Source organism: Myceligenerans crystallogenes (genome assembly GCF_039529775.1).
GTDB lineage: Bacteria > Actinomycetota > Actinomycetes > Actinomycetales > Cellulomonadaceae > Myceligenerans > Myceligenerans crystallogenes.
In genome coordinates this window covers 191,052-209,940 of sequence record NZ_BAAANL010000005.1, presented here as the reverse complement: position 1 = coordinate 209,940, position 18,889 = coordinate 191,052, and the positions used below count along the sequence as shown (strand labels likewise).

Annotated in this window: 17 protein-coding genes; 9 read left to right on the top strand and 8 right to left on the bottom strand. The window is 71.3% G+C overall.

The genetic code is table 11. From position 1 onward, the window contains the following. Positions 1 to 29 precede the first annotated feature (29 nt). Positions 30 to 218, top strand: a complete 189-nt coding sequence (locus ABD208_RS13405; protein ID WP_344103657.1) for an SPOR domain-containing protein — start codon at positions 30 to 32, stop codon at positions 216 to 218. A 58-nt stretch (positions 219 to 276) separates the two neighbouring features. Here ABD208_RS13405 and panB read toward each other — a convergent pair whose 3' ends face one another. Continuing rightward, positions 277 to 1,110, bottom strand: coding sequence for a 3-methyl-2-oxobutanoate hydroxymethyltransferase (panB, locus tag ABD208_RS13400; RefSeq protein WP_344103654.1), 834 nt, complete (start codon positions 1,108 to 1,110; stop codon positions 277 to 279). A gap of 49 nt (positions 1,111 to 1,159) precedes the next feature. Between panB and glnA (ABD208_RS13395) the strand changes: the two genes are divergently transcribed. From glnA (ABD208_RS13395) to ABD208_RS13385, 3 genes are all read left to right on the top strand, one after another. Continuing rightward, positions 1,160 to 2,497, top strand: a complete 1,338-nt coding sequence (gene glnA / locus ABD208_RS13395; protein ID WP_344103652.1) for a type I glutamate--ammonia ligase — start codon at positions 1,160 to 1,162, stop codon at positions 2,495 to 2,497. Positions 2,498 to 2,516: 19 nt separating this feature from the next. Next, positions 2,517 to 5,810, top strand: coding sequence for a bifunctional [glutamine synthetase] adenylyltransferase/[glutamine synthetase]-adenylyl-L-tyrosine phosphorylase (locus ABD208_RS13390; RefSeq protein WP_344103650.1), 3,294 nt, complete (start codon positions 2,517 to 2,519; stop codon positions 5,808 to 5,810). Between the two features lie 109 nt (positions 5,811 to 5,919). Continuing rightward, positions 5,920 to 6,486 (top strand): DUF1990 domain-containing protein, encoded by a 567-nt coding sequence (locus tag ABD208_RS13385; protein WP_344103648.1) that lies wholly within the window; start codon positions 5,920 to 5,922, stop codon positions 6,484 to 6,486. Positions 6,487 to 6,508: 22 nt separating this feature from the next. On the opposite strand, the gene ABD208_RS13380 is transcribed toward ABD208_RS13385, so the two are convergent. Then, entirely contained in the window at positions 6,509 to 7,219 is a 711-nt protein-coding gene (locus ABD208_RS13380) for a hypothetical protein (protein WP_344103645.1), read from the bottom strand. Positions 7,220 to 7,310: 91 nt separating this feature from the next. Here ABD208_RS13380 and ABD208_RS13375 point away from each other — a divergent pair, with 91 nt between their 5' ends. From ABD208_RS13375 to ABD208_RS13360, 4 genes are all read left to right on the top strand, one after another. After that, positions 7,311 to 7,898 carry a TetR/AcrR family transcriptional regulator gene (locus ABD208_RS13375; RefSeq protein ID WP_344103642.1) on the top strand — a complete coding sequence of 196 codons (588 nt, stop codon included), beginning with the start codon at positions 7,311 to 7,313 and terminating at the stop codon, positions 7,896 to 7,898. Then, positions 7,895 to 8,311 carry a DUF6463 family protein gene (locus ABD208_RS13370; protein WP_344103640.1) on the top strand — a complete coding sequence of 139 codons (417 nt, stop codon included), beginning with the start codon at positions 7,895 to 7,897 and terminating at the stop codon, positions 8,309 to 8,311. The genes ABD208_RS13375 and ABD208_RS13370 overlap by 4 nt, the downstream gene beginning before the upstream one ends. A 200-nt stretch (positions 8,312 to 8,511) precedes the next feature. Continuing rightward, positions 8,512 to 9,489, top strand: a complete 978-nt coding sequence (locus tag ABD208_RS13365; protein WP_344103638.1) for a transglutaminase-like domain-containing protein — start codon at positions 8,512 to 8,514, stop codon at positions 9,487 to 9,489. Positions 9,490 to 9,663: 174 nt separating this feature from the next. Next, entirely contained in the window at positions 9,664 to 10,830 is a 1,167-nt protein-coding gene (locus ABD208_RS13360; protein WP_344103635.1) for a DUF6331 family protein, read from the top strand. Between the two features lie 157 nt (positions 10,831 to 10,987). Here ABD208_RS13360 and ABD208_RS13355 read toward each other — a convergent pair whose 3' ends face one another. Both ABD208_RS13355 and ABD208_RS13350 read right to left on the bottom strand, forming a co-directional pair. Next, positions 10,988 to 11,644: a response regulator gene (locus tag ABD208_RS13355; protein WP_344103633.1), complete on the bottom strand. Its 657-nt coding sequence runs from the start codon at positions 11,642 to 11,644 to the stop codon at positions 10,988 to 10,990. Beyond that, a complete protein-coding gene (locus tag ABD208_RS13350; RefSeq protein WP_344103631.1) occupies positions 11,641 to 12,780 on the bottom strand; it encodes a sensor histidine kinase in 1,140 nt (379 codons plus the stop codon). The genes ABD208_RS13355 and ABD208_RS13350 overlap by 4 nt, the downstream gene beginning before the upstream one ends. 161 nt (positions 12,781 to 12,941) lie before the next feature. On the opposite strand from ABD208_RS13350, the gene ABD208_RS13345 reads away from it, so the two are divergent. After that, positions 12,942 to 13,367: a DUF6326 family protein gene (locus ABD208_RS13345; RefSeq protein ID WP_344103629.1), complete on the top strand. Its 426-nt coding sequence runs from the start codon at positions 12,942 to 12,944 to the stop codon at positions 13,365 to 13,367. Positions 13,368 to 13,420: 53 nt separating this feature from the next. Here the strand turns inward: ABD208_RS13345 and glnA (ABD208_RS13340) are convergent, their stop codons facing one another. The 4 genes from glnA (ABD208_RS13340) to ABD208_RS13325 form a co-directional block, all read right to left on the bottom strand. Continuing rightward, entirely contained in the window at positions 13,421 to 14,845 is a 1,425-nt protein-coding gene (gene glnA / locus ABD208_RS13340) for a type I glutamate--ammonia ligase (RefSeq protein ID WP_344103627.1), read from the bottom strand. 566 nt (positions 14,846 to 15,411) lie between these two features. Beyond that, positions 15,412 to 16,143 carry a DUF4191 domain-containing protein gene (locus tag ABD208_RS13335; protein WP_344103625.1) on the bottom strand — a complete coding sequence of 244 codons (732 nt, stop codon included), beginning with the start codon at positions 16,141 to 16,143 and terminating at the stop codon, positions 15,412 to 15,414. Positions 16,144 to 16,405: 262 nt separating this feature from the next. After that, positions 16,406 to 17,473 carry a type IV toxin-antitoxin system AbiEi family antitoxin domain-containing protein gene (locus ABD208_RS13330; RefSeq protein ID WP_344103623.1) on the bottom strand — a complete coding sequence of 356 codons (1,068 nt, stop codon included), beginning with the start codon at positions 17,471 to 17,473 and terminating at the stop codon, positions 16,406 to 16,408. A 135-nt stretch (positions 17,474 to 17,608) separates the two neighbouring features. Continuing rightward, positions 17,609 to 18,757, bottom strand: a complete 1,149-nt coding sequence (locus tag ABD208_RS13325) for a GntR family transcriptional regulator (protein ID WP_344103621.1) — start codon at positions 18,755 to 18,757, stop codon at positions 17,609 to 17,611. Between the last annotated feature and the right edge of the window lie 132 nt (positions 18,758 to 18,889).

Below are 18,889 nucleotides of genomic sequence, written 5' to 3'. Positions count from 1 at the left end.
TCCGTGTCTCGTTCTGTCAGGATCGTCTCATGAGCGCAGCGGATCAGTACTGGTACAACACGAGGACCGGCGAAGTCGAGACGGGGCACCAGTCCTCGTGGACGCACCTCCTGGGCCCGTACGCGACGCGCGCGGAGGCCGAGCAGGCTCTCACGCGCGCGAAGTCGCGCAACGAGGACTGGGAGGACGACGACGCCGAATGGGGTGGCACGAAGTAGTGCCGAGGGCGGCCGGGCCGGACCGGGCCCGGCCCGCTCCAGGAAGATCCGGCCCGGCCTACTCCAGGAAGGAGTGGTCGGCGTCGGGGAAGGTGCCCTTCTTGACGTCCTCGACGTACTCCGTGGCTGCGGCCGTGAGGGCGCGGCCGAGCTCGGCGTAGCGCTTGGCGAACCTCGGCGCCCACTCGGTCATGCCGGCCATGTCGGTCCACACCAGGACCTGGCCGTCGCACCGTGCCCCGGCGCCGATACCGATCGTGGGGATGCGCAGGATCTCGGTGATCCGCTCGGCGACGTCGACCGGCACCATCTCCAGGACGACGGCGACGGCGCCCGCCTCCTGGACCGCGAGCGCGTCGTCGGCGAGCGCCTCGGCGGCCTCGTCGCCGCGGCCCTGCACGCGGTGGCCGCCGAGCGCGTGCTCGGACTGCGGCGTGAACCCCAGGTGCCCGACGACGGGGATGCCGGCGTCGCTCAGCGCGCGGATCTGCGGCGCCACCCGGACGCCGCCCTCCAGCTTGACCGCCTGGACCCCGGTCTCCTTCATCATCCGCACGCCGGTCGCCAGGGCCTGCTCGGGCCCGGCCTCGTACGACCCGAACGGCAGGTCCACCACGACCAGCGCGCGCTGCGTCGCGCGCGCGACGGCGCGGGCCGGGGGGATCATGTCGTCGACCGTGACCGGCAGCGTCGTGGTGTGACCGTGCATGACGTTGCCGATGGAGTCACCCACCAGGAACATGTCCACGCCGGCGGCGTCGAGCAGGGTGGCGGTGACGGCGTCGTACGCCGTGAGCATGGTGATCTTCTCGCCGCGCTGCTTCGCGGCGGCCAGATGATGCACGCGGACCTTCTTGGCCGATGAGGGTGTCGGCTGGGTGTGGGCGGACATGCCTTGACCGTACACGCACCAGTAACACTGATGAGGCAAGATTGGCCCCATGGACAGGCAGCAAGAATTCGTGCTTCGCACGGTCGAGGAGCGTGACATCCGGTTCATCCGGTTGTGGTTCACGGACGTCCTCGGCGTGCTGAAGTCGGTGGCGGTGGCCCCTGCCGAGCTGGAGTCGGCCTTCAGCGAGGGCATCGGGTTCGACGGGTCGGCCATCGAGGGCCTCACCCGTGTCTACGAGGCGGACATGGTGGCCCGCCCCGATCCGACCACGTTCCAGGTGCTGCCGTGGCGCGGCGAGCGGCACGGGACCGCCCGCATGTTCTGCGACATCCTGACGCCGGACGGCGAGCCGTCGCTGGCGGACTCCCGCAACGTGCTCAAGCGCCAGCTCGCCAGGGCGGGCGAGGAGGGCTTCACCTTCTACACCCACCCCGAGGTGGAGTTCTATCTGTTCAACCAGCCCAAGAACCCGGGCGACCCGCTGGTCCCCGTGGACCACGGCGGCTACTTCGACCACCTGGCGCGCGGATCGACGCACGACTTCCGGCGTGCCGCGATCACGATGCTGGAGTCCATGGGCATCTCCGTGGAGTTCTCCCACCACGAGGCGGGCCCCGGGCAGAACGAGATCGACCTGCGGTTCGCCGACGCCCTGACCACCGCGGACAACCTCATGACGTTCCGCACCGTGGTCAAGGAGGTGGCGCTCGAACAGGGCGTGTTCGCGTCCTTCATGCCCAAGCCGATGGCGGACTACCCCGGCAGCGGCATGCACACGCACATGTCCCTGTTCGAGGACGACCGCAACGCGTTCCACGAGCCGGGCGGCCAGTTCGACCTGTCCAAGACCGCGCGCCAGTTCATCTCGGGTCTGCTCGTCCACGCGGGCGAGATCACCGCGATCACGAACCAGCACGTCAACTCGTACAAGCGGCTGTGGGGCGGCCAGGAGGCGCCGTCGTACATCTCCTGGGGTCACAACAACCGGTCCGCACTGGTGCGCGTGCCGATGTACAAGCCGGGCAAGGGCAACTCGTCGCGCGCGGAGTACCGTGCGCTCGACTCCGCCACCAACCCGTACCTCGCCTTCGCGGTGCTGCTCGCCGCGGGGATGAAGGGCATCGAGGAGGGCTACGACCTCATCGAGCACACGGAGGACGCGGTCTGGGACCTCACGTCGGCCGAGCGGCGCTCGCTGGGGATCAAGCCGCTGCCGCGCAACCTGTCCGAGGCGATCGAGGCCATGGAGCGGTCCGAGCTCGTGGCCGAGACCCTCGGGGAGCACGTGTTCCAGTACGTCCTGAGCAACAAGCGCCAGGAGTGGGACGCCTACAGCGCACAGGTGACACCGTTCGAGCTGGAACGCTTCCTGCAGGTGCTGTGAATCTCGTAGGGTCGCATACGTGCAGAGCCGCCGCCCGCAGACGCTGACCACCCACCTCATCAGGGCGGGCTTCGCCGACCTCACCAGGTCGGCCTCGCTCTGGGAGGACCCCGGCCTGGTCGCCGTCCGGGAGGGCGCAGACGGCGAGGTCCCTGCCGTCCCCGGGCCCGGGGACGGCAGGGCCGTCCTGCTGTCCGACGACGGCGCCGGACTCCTGGCACGCCTCGCCGACACCGCGGACCCCGACCTGGCGCTCCTGCAGCTCACGCGCCTCGCGGCGGCGTCCCCCGGACGGTTACGGGACATCCTGTTCGCGCCGGACGACGACGACGCCGACGGCACCGAGACGGGGGCGAGCGCGGCCGGGTCGCCGGCGCGGCGGCTGCTGCGCGTGCTCGGGGCGTCGTCGGCCCTCGGGGACGAGCTGGTGCGACGGTCGGAGCTGCTGGACGTCGTGGCGGACCTGACGCCGGGGACGCGGGTGCCGCCCCAGGAGGTCCGGGCGGAGCTGCTGCGGGCCGTCGACGCGGACCCGGAGGCGGACCTGCCGGTGGCGGGGCAGGCCGCGGAGGGTCCGCCGGAGTCCGCGACGTCGCCGTCGTCGCCGTCGTCCCAATTCGACGGCTCCTCGGGCTCCGCTGCGGGCGAGCGCCTCGTTCCTCGGCTCTCACCCTCCGCTCGCCCGTCGTCGCCGTCGTACACCGACCTGCTGCGGCGCGCCTACCGGGCGCGGCTGCTGCGGATCGTGGCGACCGACGTGACCGCGCCCGTCGCGACCGCCGTGCTGCCCGAGGTCGCCGCGGCGCTCGCCGACCTTGCCGGGGCGGCGCTCGAGGCCGCGCTCGCGGTCGCGCGGGCCGAGACGCCCGGGCACGAGGTCGCGCGGCTCGCCGTGATCGGGATGGGCAAGACCGGCGGGCGCGAGCTGAACTACATCTCCGACGTCGACGTCATCTACGTCGTCGAACCCGGGACCGGGGACGACGGCGCGCCCGCCGCCGAGGAGGACGCGCTGCGCGTCGGCGCGCGGCTCGCCACGGCGCTCGCGCGGGTGTGCCACGGGACGTCGGTCGAGCCGCAGCTGTGGGAGGTCGACGCGGCGCTGCGGCCCGAGGGCAAGCAGGGGCCGCTCGTGCGGACGCTCGCCAGCCACGTCGCCTACTACGAGCGGTGGGCGTCGACCTGGGAGTTCCAGGCGCTGCTCAAGGCGCGGCCCGTCGCCGGGGACCGGAAGCTCGGCGAGGCGTACGTCGCCGCCCTGCACCCGATGGTGTGGCAGGCGGCGTCGCGCGACAACTTCGTCGAGGACGCACGCGCCATGCGCAAACGCGTCGAGGACAATGTGCCGGTCGCGGAGGCGTCGCGGCAGATCAAGCTCGGCCGCGGCGGGCTGCGCGACGTCGAGTTCACCGTGCAGCTCCTGCAGCTCGTGCACGGGCGCACCGACGACACGATCCGGTCCGCGACCACGCTCGTCGCCCTGGCGGCACTCGCGGCGGGCGGGTACGTGGGGCGGTCCGAGACCGGGCGGATGCACGAGTGCTACGCGTTCCTGCGGGCGCTCGAGCACCGGATCCAGCTGTTCCGGATGCGGCGCACGCACCTCATGCCGACCGACGACGCCGACCTGCGGCGGCTCGCCCGCGGGCTCGGGATGCCGGGTGCCGAGGAGCTGACCTGGCGCTGGAAGCAGGTCCGGCGCGAGGTCCGCGACCTGCACGAGGCCGTGTTCTACCGGCCGCTGCTGCCGGCGACGGCGGGGCTGAGCGAGGACGAGCTGTCGCTCGCCCCGGAGGCCGCGGTGGCGCGGTTCGCGGCGATCGGGTACCGCGATCCGGCGGGTGCGATGCGGCACGTCGAGGCGCTCACCGAGGGGGTGACCCGGCGCGCGGCGATCCAGCGGCAGCTGCTGCCGGTGCTGCTCGGCTGGTTCGCCGACGGCGCCGACCCGGACGCGGGGCTGCTGGCGTTCCGGAAGGTCTCGGACGTGCTGGGGTCCACCCACTGGTACCTGCGGTTGCTGCGGGACTCGCCGGTCGCGGCCGAGCGGCTGGCGCAGGTGCTGTCGAGCTCGTCCTACCTCGCGGACGCGCTGGCGCGGTCGCCGGAGTCGGTGAAGTGGCTGGACAAGCCCGAGGCGCTGGAACCGCTCGGGGCCGAGCGGCTGGCGGGTGAGATGGACGCGGTGCTGAGCCGGGCCGAGGAGCCCGAGCCCGCCGCGCAGACGTTGCGGGCGCTGCGCCGGCGGGAGCTGGCGCGGACGGGCGTGGGGGAGGTGCTCGGCGTGCTCGGGCCGGTGGCGGCGGCAGGGGCGATCTCGGACGCCGCGGACGTCGTGCTCGGGGGCGCGCTGCGGGTGGCGCGGGCGGGGGCGCGGGAGTCGCGGGGGATCGCGGCGCGGGCGGACGAGCCGGCGCTGATCGTCGTGGTCGCCATGGGGCGGCTGGGCGGACAGGAGATCGGATACGGGTCCGACGCCGACGTGATGTTCGTGTACAACCCCGTCGCCGGTGCCGAGGAGCGGGAGGCCGGGGACTTCGCGCTGGAGGTGGCGCGGGAACTGCGGCGGCTGCTGTCCGCCGTCGGGCCCGAACCCGCCCTGCCCGTCGACGCCGACCTGCGGCCGGAGGGCCGCAGCGGGCCGCTCGTGCGGTCCTTCGCGTCCTACCAGGAGTACTACGAGCGGTGGTCCTCGCCGTGGGAGGCGCAGGCGCTGCTGCGCGCGCGGCCGCTGGGGAAGTGGGCGCCGGCCGGGTCCGCGACGGGCCCGGAGGCGTGGCTGGCGGACCGGTTCACGGGGCTGATCGACCCGCTGCGGTACCCGAAGGGCGGGCTGGCCGACGACGTCGTGCGCGAGGTGCGGCGGATCAAGGCGCGCGTGGAGTCCGAGCGGCTGCCGCGCGGGGCGGATCCGGCGCGGCACCTCAAGCTGGGGCGGGGCGGGGTGTCGGACGTCGAGTGGACGGTGCAGCTGCTGCAGCTGCAGCACGCCTTCGAGGTGCCGGGGCTGCGGACGACGGGGACGGTGGCGGCGCTGGACGCCGCGACGGAGGCCGGGCTGATGCGGGCCGACGACGCCGCGGTGCTGCGGGACTCGTGGTTCCTCGCGTCCCGGCTGCGGTCCGCGATCGTGCTGTGGTCGGGGCGGACGTCGGGCGCCCAGGTGGACCGCCTGCCGTCGTCGTCCCGGGATCTGGCGGGAGTGGCGGCCGTGCTGGGCGATGTGGGGAACGGTCCGGCGCTGGAGGAGCTGTACCTCCGCACGGCCCGAAGGGCCCGATCGGTGATGGAGCGGGTCTTCTACGGCGAGTGAGGGCTGCTTGTCGTGCAAACGCGCAGGTCAACCCAACAAGTATCCAGTAACTGGGGTCGGGGGGCCGGACACGCCGGGAGTCACCGTCGGTGACCGGGAGAATGACCGGATGCTGCTCTCCGAGAACGACCTCAGTGATCGCGACATCAGTTATGCGGTCGTGGGTGCCACGGCGCCCGCTGCCGAGTTGTGGCAATCGCCCGAGGGATGGCGTGCGTACGAGCGGACCGTCCGGCTCGGTTCCGGGAACGACCTCTGGGACGATGCTTCTGCGGCGGTTCTCTCGTGGGGTATCAAGACGCGGAGCGGATTTGCCGTCGAACCGGATCTCGAGGAGGGCCAGGCCGTTCGCCGAGGAGAACGCTATTGGCTCCTCGCGCGCGTCGGGCCCGTGCGTCTACGTGAGCCCGTCGAGATCGTCGCGACCGTCGTCACGCGCGATCGGGTCGCGTTCGCGTACGGCACCCTGGAGGGTCACCCGGTCTCGGGTGAGGAAGCGTTCGTCGTCAGTCGGGACGACGCCGGGAACGTCAGCCTGACGCTGCGGTCCCTCACGCGGGCCGGTCGGGGTCCGTGGCGTGCGCTCTTCCCGGCGATCCTGATCGCCCAGCGGATGTACCGCCGCCGATACCTCCGGGCGCTCCGGCCGAGGAACTCTGCCCGGAGTTCGGTCTGAAGCAGGGACAGCCGGACGTGGCTCAGGGCTTCTGGACCCAGCCGGTGCCGATGCTGCCCCACGGGCGCTGGAAGAAGCCGGTCCACACCTGGCCGCCGAAGCGCTCGCCGGCGGTCATGAGGTCACGCCACGAGTGGTAGCCAGGCACGGCCGGGACGTACCAGCGCTCGGCGAGCAGGCCCTGGATCGGCTGCGGGTCGGCCTTGCGGTAGCGGGCCAGGCGCGGGTGAGCGGCGAACAGCCCGGCGCTCGCCGGGGTGATCTCCAGCGCCGTGCGCCGCTTGTTCGTCATCTTGAGCAGTTCCATCGCCTTGTCGGTCGCGATGCCTGTCAGGTGGCCCTGGACGCTGGTCGACGGCATGCTCGGCGGCAGCTCGAACGAGACGCCCGCTCGCGCGGTCTCGGTCCAGCGGACCAGGTCCCACTCCTTGCCGTGCCAGAACCAGATCCCCTCGAGGTCGACGACGACGCCGTGCGGCGCGGCCACCCGCCGGGCTCCCACGAGGAACAGCACGGTCAACCCGCCGAACAGCAGCGTGAAGAACACGCCGACCCACCGGGCCGCACCCTGGGACGGGTCCAGGACGACGGTCAGGCAGCCCCAGGTCAGGAGTCCGGTCAGCACGGTCCCGACCACGACCGCGAGCAGTCCGGTCCGCCCCAGGTCCAGGCGGTGGGCGTCGGGGGAGAAAGCCGGGGTGGTGGGCGCCGGGACGCCGGGAGTCGGGTTCACGGCGCGATGGTAGCGGCTGTTCCGGGCCCGGGGCATGGGGAGTTCTTCCATACCGTAAGGTATGGTACGGTCGTGGCCGGAGGTGAGCGCGATGCCGGCAGCATCGAAGGAGAGGTGGCTCGACGAAGGTCTGGCGATGCTCGCCGAGACCGGGATCAGCGGGGTGACCATCGACGCGCTCAGCCGGCGTCTCGGGCTGACCAAGGGCTCCTTCTACCACCACTTCAAGGGTCTGCACGGGTATCGCGCGGATCTGCTGCAGCACTTCGAGAAGCGCGAGAGCCAGGCGTTCATCGACCTCGTCGAGGCGCTCCCGGTCGACGACGGCGCCGGCAAGCTCCGGGCGCTCATCGAGGCAGCCGTGGCGGACGAGGCGAGCGTGAACCTCGAACCGCGGGTGCGCATCTGGGCGAGCCACGACGACCTGGCGAGGGCCTGCATAGAACGCGTGGACGCCCAGCGGGTCGAGTACCTGCGGCGCCAGTGCCGCGCCATCACCGACTCCGAGCTCGCCGACCAGACCGGAACGATGATCTACCTCGTGGGCATCGGCTCCGGCCACATCGTGCCGCCCCTGCCGGTGGGCGAGCAGGTCCGCCTGTGCGAGCGGCTGATCTCGGACCTCGAGGCCACCGGTACGGCGTCCCGGTCCGACGGAACCGAGGGGAGCAACTCATGAACACTCCAGGGAACCGCCTCGTCATCTGGGGCGGAGCGATCGTCACCCTGTGCGGCATCGGCCACTCGGTCGGTGCCCTGATCCAGGTCGCACCGACCCATGCCGCCGCCTGGCTCGGCGGTGTCCTCTGGGAGCCGGTGAACCAGAACTACCTGGCGTTCACCCCGGCGATGGGTGCCCTGTGGTACACCCACTACAGCTTCGGCCTCCCGCTGCTGCTGCTCGGTGCGATGTTCCTGACTCTCGGCCTGAGAGGGATGGCCCCGCCCCGCCTGATCACAGCAGCCTTGATGCTCTGGGCGGTCATCGGCGAGATCGCCTCCGGCCTGTCGCCCCTGATCCTCCTGGTACCGGCAGGCATCCTGCTCCTGCTCGGCGCCTCGAGACCGCGTGAGGTCGCTATCCGCGCGTGAGGACGGCCGCCGCCCGGCTGGGCCCGCGTGGTTCGGATCGGACAGGTGCGGGTGCCGGCTGACGCCGCACCTACTGGACCTGGCCTTCAATCGGCTGCTTGGTGGGTGGTCGGCTGATCTTGTTCGGATTTCTTGACTCTCACACGTGTGAATAGGGAAGTATCGCCCCCACCAACCGTCTGATGGAGAGGGACGACGACGTGCCTGCACCCACCCTGTTCGACTACACGGACCACACCCCGTACTCCGACCCCGGACGCCACGCCTCCTACCTGGCCGAGCTTCCGACCAGCCCCGAGAGCCTGCACCAGTTCGCCTGCGGCACGATCGTCCACTACCGGGCCGACGGCGCTGAGCTCACCCCCGAGCAGCGCAACGACCCGGACCTGCGCCGGATCTCGGCGATTCTCGACACCGCCGAGAAGCGCGCACCCCTCGACGGCCCGCGGGCCGTCGAGCAGAAGGTCGCCGGTTGCTGCCGCGACCACTCGCTGCTCACCGTGAGCGTGCTGCGCACGCAGGGCATCCCGGCGCGGACCCGGATCGGGTTCGCGGGCTACTTCGACGAGGGCAGGTGGTCGGACCACGTCGTCGTCGAACGGTACGACGACGGCCGCTGGGTGCGGTCCGACCCGGAGCTCGCGCAGGCGGACTTCGACTTCGACGTGCACGACATGCCGATCGGGCCGGAGTCGCCGTTCCTCACCGCGGCGGAGACGTGGCTCGCGCTGCGCTCCGGGCAACTGGCGGAGGACACGGTCAACGTGCCCCCGGCCGGAGCGGCCGGCGTCGTCCTCACACCCCGCGACTTCGCACGGGACTACGTGCTGCTGGAGGTGGCCCACCGCCACCGCGACGAACTGCTGCTGTGGGACCTCTGGGGCCCGATGCTCTCCCTGCTCGACCTGCAGGAGCAGGCGCGAACGCTCCTGGCCGGCGACCCGCTGGAGCGGTTCGCCGAGGCAGGCATCCGCGGCGCCGACATGCCGCCGCACGAGTACGACGCCGTCGCCGACGAGCTCGCTCACCTCCTGCTCGCGGCCGACGCCGGCGACGCCGAGGCCGCCGACCAGCTCGCGGAGATCTACCGCGCCGACGTCCGCCTCCACCCGGGCAACCGCGTGGTGACGGGCTCCCCGACCGGCTTCACGGGACTCACGGACCTCGCGGCCCGCTGACCGACTCCCCGAGACCGAGTGCAATGGGCTTGGCCTGTGGGAAGCACCCCCAAGGTTGCGGACCATGCCCTGGACAACTCCGTCCAGGTGACGGAGCATGCCCGACGGCGGCCGCTGGTCGGGTACCAGGAAAGGTGTCGTCGCAGAGGGCGTTTCTGCGGCATCCTGCGTCTCGTGCACAACGTCGACATGCAGATCCCGCGGCCCCTGGATGACCTGGTCGGCCGCTGCGAGACCTATTGCGTGGCCGGGTGCTGCGGGATCGAGGCGTTCGATCCCAGCCCTCAGGAGGTGGAGCGTTGGGTCGAGCGCTCCGGCAGTGAGCGAGCGCTGACGGCGGTACGCCAGATCGATGAGCTGCTCGATCTCGTCTCCGACGAGCGTCTCTGCGTGACGTCGCAGCGACTGAACCATATGACGTTCAACGCTCGCGCCCGCCGCGACCTCGTGGAGCTGCTGGCCGCTCTCCGGAGCGGGCTCGAGACGGCCCTGGGGATGGACGTGAGCAAGCTCGCCGAGATGGATCGCACGCTGCGCGAGCAGCCGCCGGCCTGGGCCCTGGAATCGTGGGGGCTGCACGGAAGCCCGGTCAGGCTCGACGGTGGTCAGGGCAACGCGTGGGCGGTCGACGACGTGGTGGTCAAGGCTGTCGAGACCTACGGTCTGGCCGAATGGTCCGGGGAGGAACTCGCGAAGGTCCGGCAGCGCGGATTCCGACTCGCGATGCCGATCCGGACCCGCAGCGGGCAATGGGAGACGGGAGGCTGGTCGGCGTCGTACCGGATCGACGGCAACGTGCCGGATCACCGCAACCGGCCGCGCTGGCGGGAGATCATCGAGGCGGGCCGGGCGTTCCATCGTGCTGTCGCGGACCTTGCGCCGCCCTCTTTCGCGACGGGCGGCACGTCGTGGTGGGCAGTCGCGGATCGCTACGCCTGGAACGAGGAAGACCTGCTCCTCGACCCGGAACTTGAGGCGAGCGCCGCCCTGCTCCGGCCCTTGCTCGCGGATCTGGGCGAGCCGCAGCTGGTCCACTGCGACCTGACGAACAACGTCCTGTTGGCCGATGGCGAGCCGCCTGGCGTGATCGACCTGTCGCTCTACCGGCGGCCGCCGTCGTACGCCGAGGGCGTCGTCGTCGCCGACGCCCTGACATGGCACGACGCCGACGAAGAGCTGGCGGCCGCTCTTGGCGTCCCGGCTGCCGCGGTCGCGAGGGCACTGCTGTTCCGCATTGCAACCACGCAGGCGCGAGCCGACGACGGCGCCGTCGACCAGCTTCCGGAGGAGGCCCGGCGCTACCGCCGTGCGGCCATGACCGTGGTGAGGATGGCCGGATGAGCCGACGACCCTACGTCGCCCGCGGCGTTCCTGGCGGCTACCTGGTCTGGGACACCACGCTCGACCGCCGGCGGGGGTGATCGGGTCGACCGCTGGGAGGCCAGCTGCCACAGCCACCGGCCGCACCAGTGCGTCGGCTGCCGAAGACTCTGCGGTGCTAGTCGGCTCGCACGCGTCGGGTGTCGTAGGCCCACATCGCGATCTCGACGCGGTTGCGGGCGCCGAGCTTGGTCATCAGCGAGGCGACGTGGGACTTGACCGTGCTCAGGCCGACGAAGAGCTCGGTGGCGATCTCGGTGTTGGTCCGGCCCCGTGCGACCAGCGCGAGCACCTCCTCCTCGCGCTGGGTGAGCGGGGCGACGGGCTGTACCGGTACCGCCGGCGCCTGGCCGGCGAAGGCCGAAAGCAGCCGGCGGGTGACGTTGGGAGCGATCAGCGCGTCCCCGTTGGCCGTGGCGTGGATGGCCTGCACGAGGAGCTGCGGCCCGGCGTCCTTCAGGAGGAAGCCGCGGGCGCCGGCGCGCAGGGCGCCGAGGACGTACTCGTCCAGGTCGAACGTGGTGATCACGACGACGGCCATCGGGTCCGCCACCTCTGGTCCGGCGAGGCGCCGGGTCACCTCGACGCCGTCGAGCCCGGGCATCCGGATGTCGACGAGGAGGACGTCGGGGCGCAGCCGGGTCGCCAGGTCGAGCGCGGCGAGGCCGTCCGCCGCCTCGCCCACGACCTCGATGTCGGGTTGCACGCCGAGGATCATCACGAGGCCGGCCCGGACCAGGTCCTGGTCGTCGGCCACGACGACACGGATGCTCATGACGGCGTCCCCACCGGAAGCACTGTCTCGACCACCCAGCCACCCTCCGGTGCGGGCCCCGCAGCGAACGATCCGCCGAGGAGGCGGGCGCGTTCGGCCATGCCCAGCAGGCCGAACCCGGGCTCCGGGACCGGCCCCGGCTCGGTCTGCCCGTCGTCGCTGACACGCAACCTGACGGTGTCACCCTCCCGCTGGACGTCGATCCTGACGCGGGTCGCGTTCCGGGCGTGCCGCAGCGCGTTGGTCAGCGACTCCTGCGCCAGCCGGTAGAGGGCGGCGTCCACGGCGGGTGCCGGCCGGCTCAGCGAACCGGCGAGGGAGACCTCCACGGCCGGCGTCGTCCCGGCGCGCGCCAGATCGGGCAGGTCCGCGACACCCGGTCGCGGTGAGTAGGCGACTGCCTCCACCTCACGCAGCACCCGCACCATGGATCTCATCTCCGCCAGGGTGCGCGACGCCTCGGACTCGATCGCGGCCAGGACCTCGGCAGCCTTCTCCGGCTGGACGCCCGCGACCGCGCCACCGGCCTGCGCCTGGACCGCGATGGCCGAGACGTGGTGGGCCACGGTGTCGTGCAGCTCGCGCGCGAGCGCCACCCGTTCCTCGTTGCGGATCTCGCGCCGCTGGCGATGCCAGAGGTCCGCGCGGTAGCGGAACACCGCCGCGAGGGCGACGACCAGCAGCAGGAGGACGCTCCCGCCGAACACGTCGGCCCACCCGGTGGCGGCGGCATACATGCCCAGCGCGACGACGACGGTCACGAACGCCGTCCCCAGGACGATCTCGCGCCCCGAGCCCCAGCGCACCAGGGAGTAGAGCAGGATCAGCACGGCCGTCATGGAGTAGAGCCCGAGGTCCCCGGTGCGCGCGGTCAGCTGCAGGATCGAGAGCAGCCCGGCGAGGCTCCACCCGATCAGCACGGCCGTCAGGGGGCGGGCCCGGCGCCAGAGCAGGGCCGGCATCAGGGCCAGGGCGAGCACCGTCACCAGGGGCCGCCAGGCCAGGTCGGGCCGCATGACGCCCTCGACCAGGGCGGCGGTCGCGAGCACGCCGACCAGCAACCAGTCGAGACGGCCGACGGGCGGGGCGCCGACAGGCCGTGGCTCGTGCCAGACGGAGCGCCGGAGTGTGACCACGACCCCAGCCTAGGGATCGACGTGCCTCGGCGTACCAGCCGAAAGAACGAGACGGAGACCCTTCCATCGGCCAGGAGAATCCCGGCCTCCGGGCGGATCCGGCCGCGGCCGGGCCCGGCGATCGTGGACCTGCCGATCCCACCACGACAACGGAGCCCATGATGAGCACCCGCCGCACCACCACCCTGGACGACCAGCCGATCCCGGTCCGGATCAAGCTCGCCGCCACCTGGACGAGCTTCATGTTCCTGTACGCCTACGTGGACATTCTCGGCTTCTTCACGCCCGGCATCGTCGAGGACATCCTCGACGGCAGGGTCTTCGAGTTCGACCTCTCCCAGACCTTCTCGACCACCGCCCTGACCCTGATGGCCGTCCCGATCCTCATGATCGTGCTGTCGACGACGCTGCCCGCCCGGCCGGCCCGCATCACGAACCTCGTCGTGGCCGCGCTCTACGTCCCCGTCACGGTGTTCAACATCCTCGGCGCGTCCTGGCTGATCTTCTACGGCCTCGGCATCGTGCTGGAGCTCATTCTTCTCGCCCTCGTCGTGCGCTACGCCTGGACCTGGCCCCGCGAAGCGTGACACGACAAAGCGCCCGGTCAGCTCGCTGACCGGGCGCTTCGTCAGGCTACGACTCAGATGTCGTAGTACAGCTCGAACTCGTGCGGGTGCGGCCGCAGGCGGATCGGGTCCACCTCGTTCTCGCGCTTGTAGTCGATCCACGTCTGGATGAGGTCCTCGGAGAAGACGTCGCCCTCGGTGAGGTACTCGTGGTCGGCCTCGAGCGAGTCGAGCACGGCCGGCAGCGAGGTCGGCACCTGCGGGATGAGCGCGTGCTCCTCCGGGGGCAGCTCGTACAGGTCCTTGTCGACCGGGGCCGGCGGCTCGATCTTGTTCTTGATGCCGTCGAGGCCGGCGAGCAGCATCGCGGAGAACGCCAGGTACGGGTTCGACGACGGGTCCGGCGCGCGGAACTCGATGCGCTTGGCCTTCGGCGAGGAACCGGTGATCGGGATGCGCACGCCGGCGGAGCGGTTGCGGGCCGAGTAGACCAGGTTCACGGGGGCCTCGAAGCCCGGCACCAGGCGGTGGTACGAGTTCATCGAGGGGTTCGTGAAGGCCAGCAGCGACGGCGCGTGCTTCAGGATGCCGCCCACGTACCAGCGGGCGAGGTCGGACAGGCCGCCGTAGCCCTTCTCGTCGTAGAACAGCGGCTCGCCGCCCAGCCACAGGGACTGGTGCGAGTGCATGCCGGAGCCGTTGTCGCCGAAGAGCGGCTTCGGCATGAACGTGGCCGACTTGCCGGCCTCGAACGCGACGTTCTTGACGACGTACTTGAACTTCATCAGGTCGTCGGCGGCGTGCAGCAGGGTGTTGAACCGGTAGTTGATCTCCTGCTGACCGGCGGTGCCGACCTCGTGGTGGGCCCGCTCGACGGCGAGTCCGACCTGGCCGAGGGTCTTGACCATGTCGTCGCGGAGGTCCGCCAGGCGGTCGCTCGGCGAGGTGGGGAAGTAGCCGCCCTTGTAGCGGGTCTTGTACCCGAGGTTGCCGCCCTCCTCGTCGCGGCCGGTGTTCCACCAGGCCTCGACCGAGTCGATCTGGTAGAAGCCCTCGGAGGCCGACGTGCCGAACTTCACGTCGTCGAAGACATAGAACTCAGCTTCGGCACCGAAGAACACGGTGTCGGCGATGCCCGTGGAGCGCAGGTACGCCTCGGCCTTGGCCGCGATGTTGCGCGGGTCGCGGGCGTAGGGCTCGTTCGTGAACGGGTCCACGATCGAGAAGTTCATGACCAGCGTCTTGGCCTTGCGGAACGGGTCCACGAACGCCGTGGCGACATCCGGCACGAGCTTCATGTCGGACTCGTGGATGGCCTGGAACCCGCGGATCGACGAACCGTCGAACATGAGGCCGTCCGTGAAGGAGTCCTCGTTGAACTGGTCCACGGGGATGTTGAAGTGCTGCATCACGCCCGGCAGGTCGATGAACCGGACGTCGACGAACTCCACCCCCTCGTTGCGGGTGAAGGCGATTGCCTCCTCGGCGTTGCTGAACATCTGCGCTCCTTGGCTCGCTGGATGACGTTCGGAAGTTTCACCGTCCGGATCATGACCGTGCACGGATCCACCCGAACCTATGGTTCCGCGGTTTCTTTCATGTGACTGATTGTTGCCGGCACGTTACGCCCGGCTCTCGGGTGTGTAACTCCCGGGAGAAGGGAGGGTTGTCCCATCGTCAGCGTTCCTACCCTGCCAGACCGCGGGCGGCTCGTCCCACCACTGTCCGCTCAGCGGATGGTCGTGCCCGACGACGGCGCGCGTGGCGCGCCAGGGCTCGAACGTGAACATCCGACGACGACGCGACGTCACCCGCGACCGCCGTCGGACATCTAACACCGGCGGGTCAACGGCCCGCAAAGGTGTCCGGGAACACGAGAGGCGCCCCTCGGGAAGAGGGACGCCTCCGGCGGAAACAGGCGGGCCTGTCAGCGGCTGCCTCGTTCCTCGGCCCTCACCCTCCGCCTCACCACTCGTCAGCGGCTGTTCTCATGCGGCCGCTTCCTCGGGTTCGGCTCCGGGCGAGTGCCTCGTTCCTCGGCCCTCACCCTCCGCCTCACCACTCGTCAGCGGCCGCGCATCGCGCGGCGGTCCGGGCGCATCCGCGTCGGGTCGATGCCCTTCGGGATCGGGAGGCGGGCGCCGCCGAGGGCCTTGAGCCGCTTGCTGACGACGGCGACCTCGTTCCGGGTCAGCTGCTTCTTGAGCTTCGACACCGAGCGGGCGAGCTTGGTCAGCGGCACCTGGCCCTCGCCGTCGCCGCACTGGATCGTGTTGACCGGCACGTTCGGCAGCACGCGGGCCGTGCGCTTGGCCTCCTTGTCGAGGAGCTTCTGCGCGCGGTGCGCCGGGCCCTCCGACACGAGCACCACGCCGGCCTTGCCGACGCCGCGGAACACGAAGTCCTGGTTGCGAGGGTCGACGGCGACGGGCTCGTCCTCGAACGTCCAGCCGCCCCGCACCGTCCCGAGCGCGGCGCGCGCGGCGCCCGGCTGCCCCTGGATCTGCGTGTACGCGGCCTTCTCGGCCTTGCGCGACAGCACGAACATCGCGCCGAGCAGGCCGAACGGGATGCCGACGATCAGCATGTAGATCGGCTGACCCCAGATCAGGCCGATCACCACGGCGACGAGCACGATCGCGAGGAAGACACCCAGCATGAGCCACGGTGCCGACGGATCCTGCTTGCGGGTCATCTGGAAGACGGCCCATACCTGGTGGTACCAGCGCTGCTTCTTGGGCTTCTTGGAGCCGCCCGCACCTGCGGGCGCGTCGGCTCCGGACTTGGAACGGGCCATGGGAACCGATTCTACTTGCATCCTGCCCAAGACCAGCCGCTACGGCGAGCCGACGATCCGCGGGACCAACGGCCACGACACCGCAGCCCGACTACCGCCCCGCTGCTACGGGCCCGGCGGAGTGGCTGGCTATGGAGACCAGCGGACGCCTTGCGTCAGTAGCATCTTGGACCCCGGATTCTGCTCTTCGAATGGATTCGAAGTGCTACTGACACAACCGCCTGGGGTGGGGGAGGAGGGGTGGGGGGAGGGGGCGGCTCGGTTACAAGTGGATGTCTCCCTGGGGGACCCCGGTGGCGGGGTGCCAGCCCAGTGCCCGGAGGCGCTCCGCGACCTCGCGGCCGATGCCGCCGGGCCGCTCGTTCTGCACGGGCGCGAACCTGAGCATCAGCACCTTGCCGGTTCCGAGCACCGCGTTCTGCCGGGGCGCGTCTCTGACCAGTGCCTCCGCCTTCGAATGCGGACCCAGGCCGTCGATCTCGACGACGAACCAGCGGTCGCCGGGCAGATACCAGGCGAAGTCGCACCGGGCGATGACGCGCCCACCGAGCCGAAACGTCACCTGAACCCGGTCCGGCGGCACGGCATGCTCGATCAGCGAGAGGCGGGCGAAACTTTCCGCCGGGGACTCGTCGGCGCCGCTCGCGAGGTCGACCGCCTGCAAGGCGCGCACGCCACCGCGCCGGCCCGCGAGCGCCGTCCGGATCCGGTCGAGTTCGAAGGCAGGCACGATCTGCTGGTGCAGCGCGTTGCTGAGCACGGCCACGGCGTGGGGCATCGGTAGCCCGGGGAGCGCCTGAACGATCGCGTCGGGGGCTCCGGCGACGAGGCAGCCGGGTCCGCTCCCGCGGATCAGCCGGAAGGTCTCGAACCCGCGGTACTGACGCACCACGACGCCACCGCGTCCGGGTGCCTTCCGTCGTCGCTCGCGTGAGATCTCCCGCACGATGTCTCGGGGCAGGCCCTGGACGTGCCACATCGTCAGAGCTACCTGCCCGACGCCGATCCCGTCCGTATAGGCGAGGATCGCGGTCCAGGCGTCGCGTCGTCGGACATGGTCCAGGTAGTCGTCACGGCGGCGGCGGTCCGGTGGTGTCGGATCGGTGTCATAGACGCCGCGCAGCACTGCGGACCACCGTCCGCTGCCGATCAGCCGGTGGATCTGTCTCTGGTCCGTGCCTGCGGTGCGGCACTGGGCCCAGCTGAGCAGGCCTTCCTGGCTTTCGGCGATGCGGAGGAGGGCCTCGGGGATCTCCTTGGTCGGTATGCCGCCGATCCGACCACGGCCGGAGCGGTCCGTGCGGCCCTGGATGCGGCCCCATGTCGACAACACGACTCTCCACAGGCCCGCCGTCCCGCTCCACCCGAACACCCGGCCGAACACCTTGCTCCTCCAATCCCTGTTCGCGGCCGTATCAGTAGCACCACAGCTCCCGTTTCCCCGCCTTCAAATGGATTCGAAGTGCTACTGACCCTCGTCCTGTTCGGGGTTGAGGAAGTGGGTGTAGCCGTCCAGGAGGCGGGACAGGCCGAACTCGAAGAGGGAGTCCAGGGTGAGGTCGAGTTCCGTGGTCGTCGCGCGGGCGAGGTGGGGGTAGCGGGCCGGGCTCGCCACCGCCTGCAGGTCCGGCAGGGCGCGGTCCATCCATTCCTCGTCCGAGATCCCCGTGTCCTGCCGCGCCGCGCGAGCCGGTTCGATGCCGACGGCGACGCCGCGGACCAGCTGGACCACCGACACCGCCAGGTGCATCCGGGTGTTCATGTCGATCGGCTCGCCGAACACCGCGAGCAGGGTCTCGGTGAAGGCCATCCCGTGCGGCGCGATCTGCGGCCGGGTCATCGACAGGGCCTGCGCCGCCCACGGATGGCGCTCGAACCCTGCCCACAGGACGCGCGCGCACGCCTCGGCGCGGGCGCGCCAACCGTCGGGCAGGGGGTCGGGCAGCGGCATCTCCGCGTAGAACGCGTCCATCATCCAGGTCACGAGGTCCTCGCGGCTGCGCACGTGGCGGTACAGGGACATCGTGGGGACGCCGAGCGCGGTCGCGACGCGCCGCATCGAGAGGCCCGCCAGGCCGTCGTCGTCGGCGATCGCGACGGCCGCGCGGACGACGTCGTCCCGCGTGGGGCCGGAGGCCCGCTTCAGAAGGACGCCGTTCCGCGTGGGGCCGGAGGCCCGCTTCGGGACGACGCCGTCCCGCGTCGCGCCGGAGGCCGGCTTCGAGGCGACGCCGTCCCGCGTGGGGTCGGAGGCCCGCTTCGCGCGGGCAGTCTGCCCGACGACGGCGCTGCCGCCCCGCGTGCTCCGCTCGCCCTGCCGGGCCGGCGCGCCCGATCGGATCCGTGCAGCCGGCCCCACCGGAGCGTTCCGCTCACCGGGCCATCGTCGGTCGGCCGGGCCTCCCGTGCCCGTGACCACCGTGCCGGACCCCTGCCGGGACTCGACCAGGCCCTCGTTGCGCAGCAGGGCGAGGACGCGGGTAGCGGTCGCCATCGCGACGCCGTGCTCGGCGACGATCTGGCGCGTGGAGGGGACCCGGTCGCCGGGGGCGAGCTCCCCGGCGTCGATCCGGGCGCGGATCGCGGCGGCGATGCGCTCCGAGGTGGTGGGCATGGGTTCTCCGGTCGGATCGTACTAGTGCACTTGCCCGGGGGATCGCGGCTCGATCGGGGCGGCCCACGGTAGTGCACCAGCAACTGTACTACCGGCTGCTCGTCCCGGCCGCACCCTGTCGTACGTTGTACG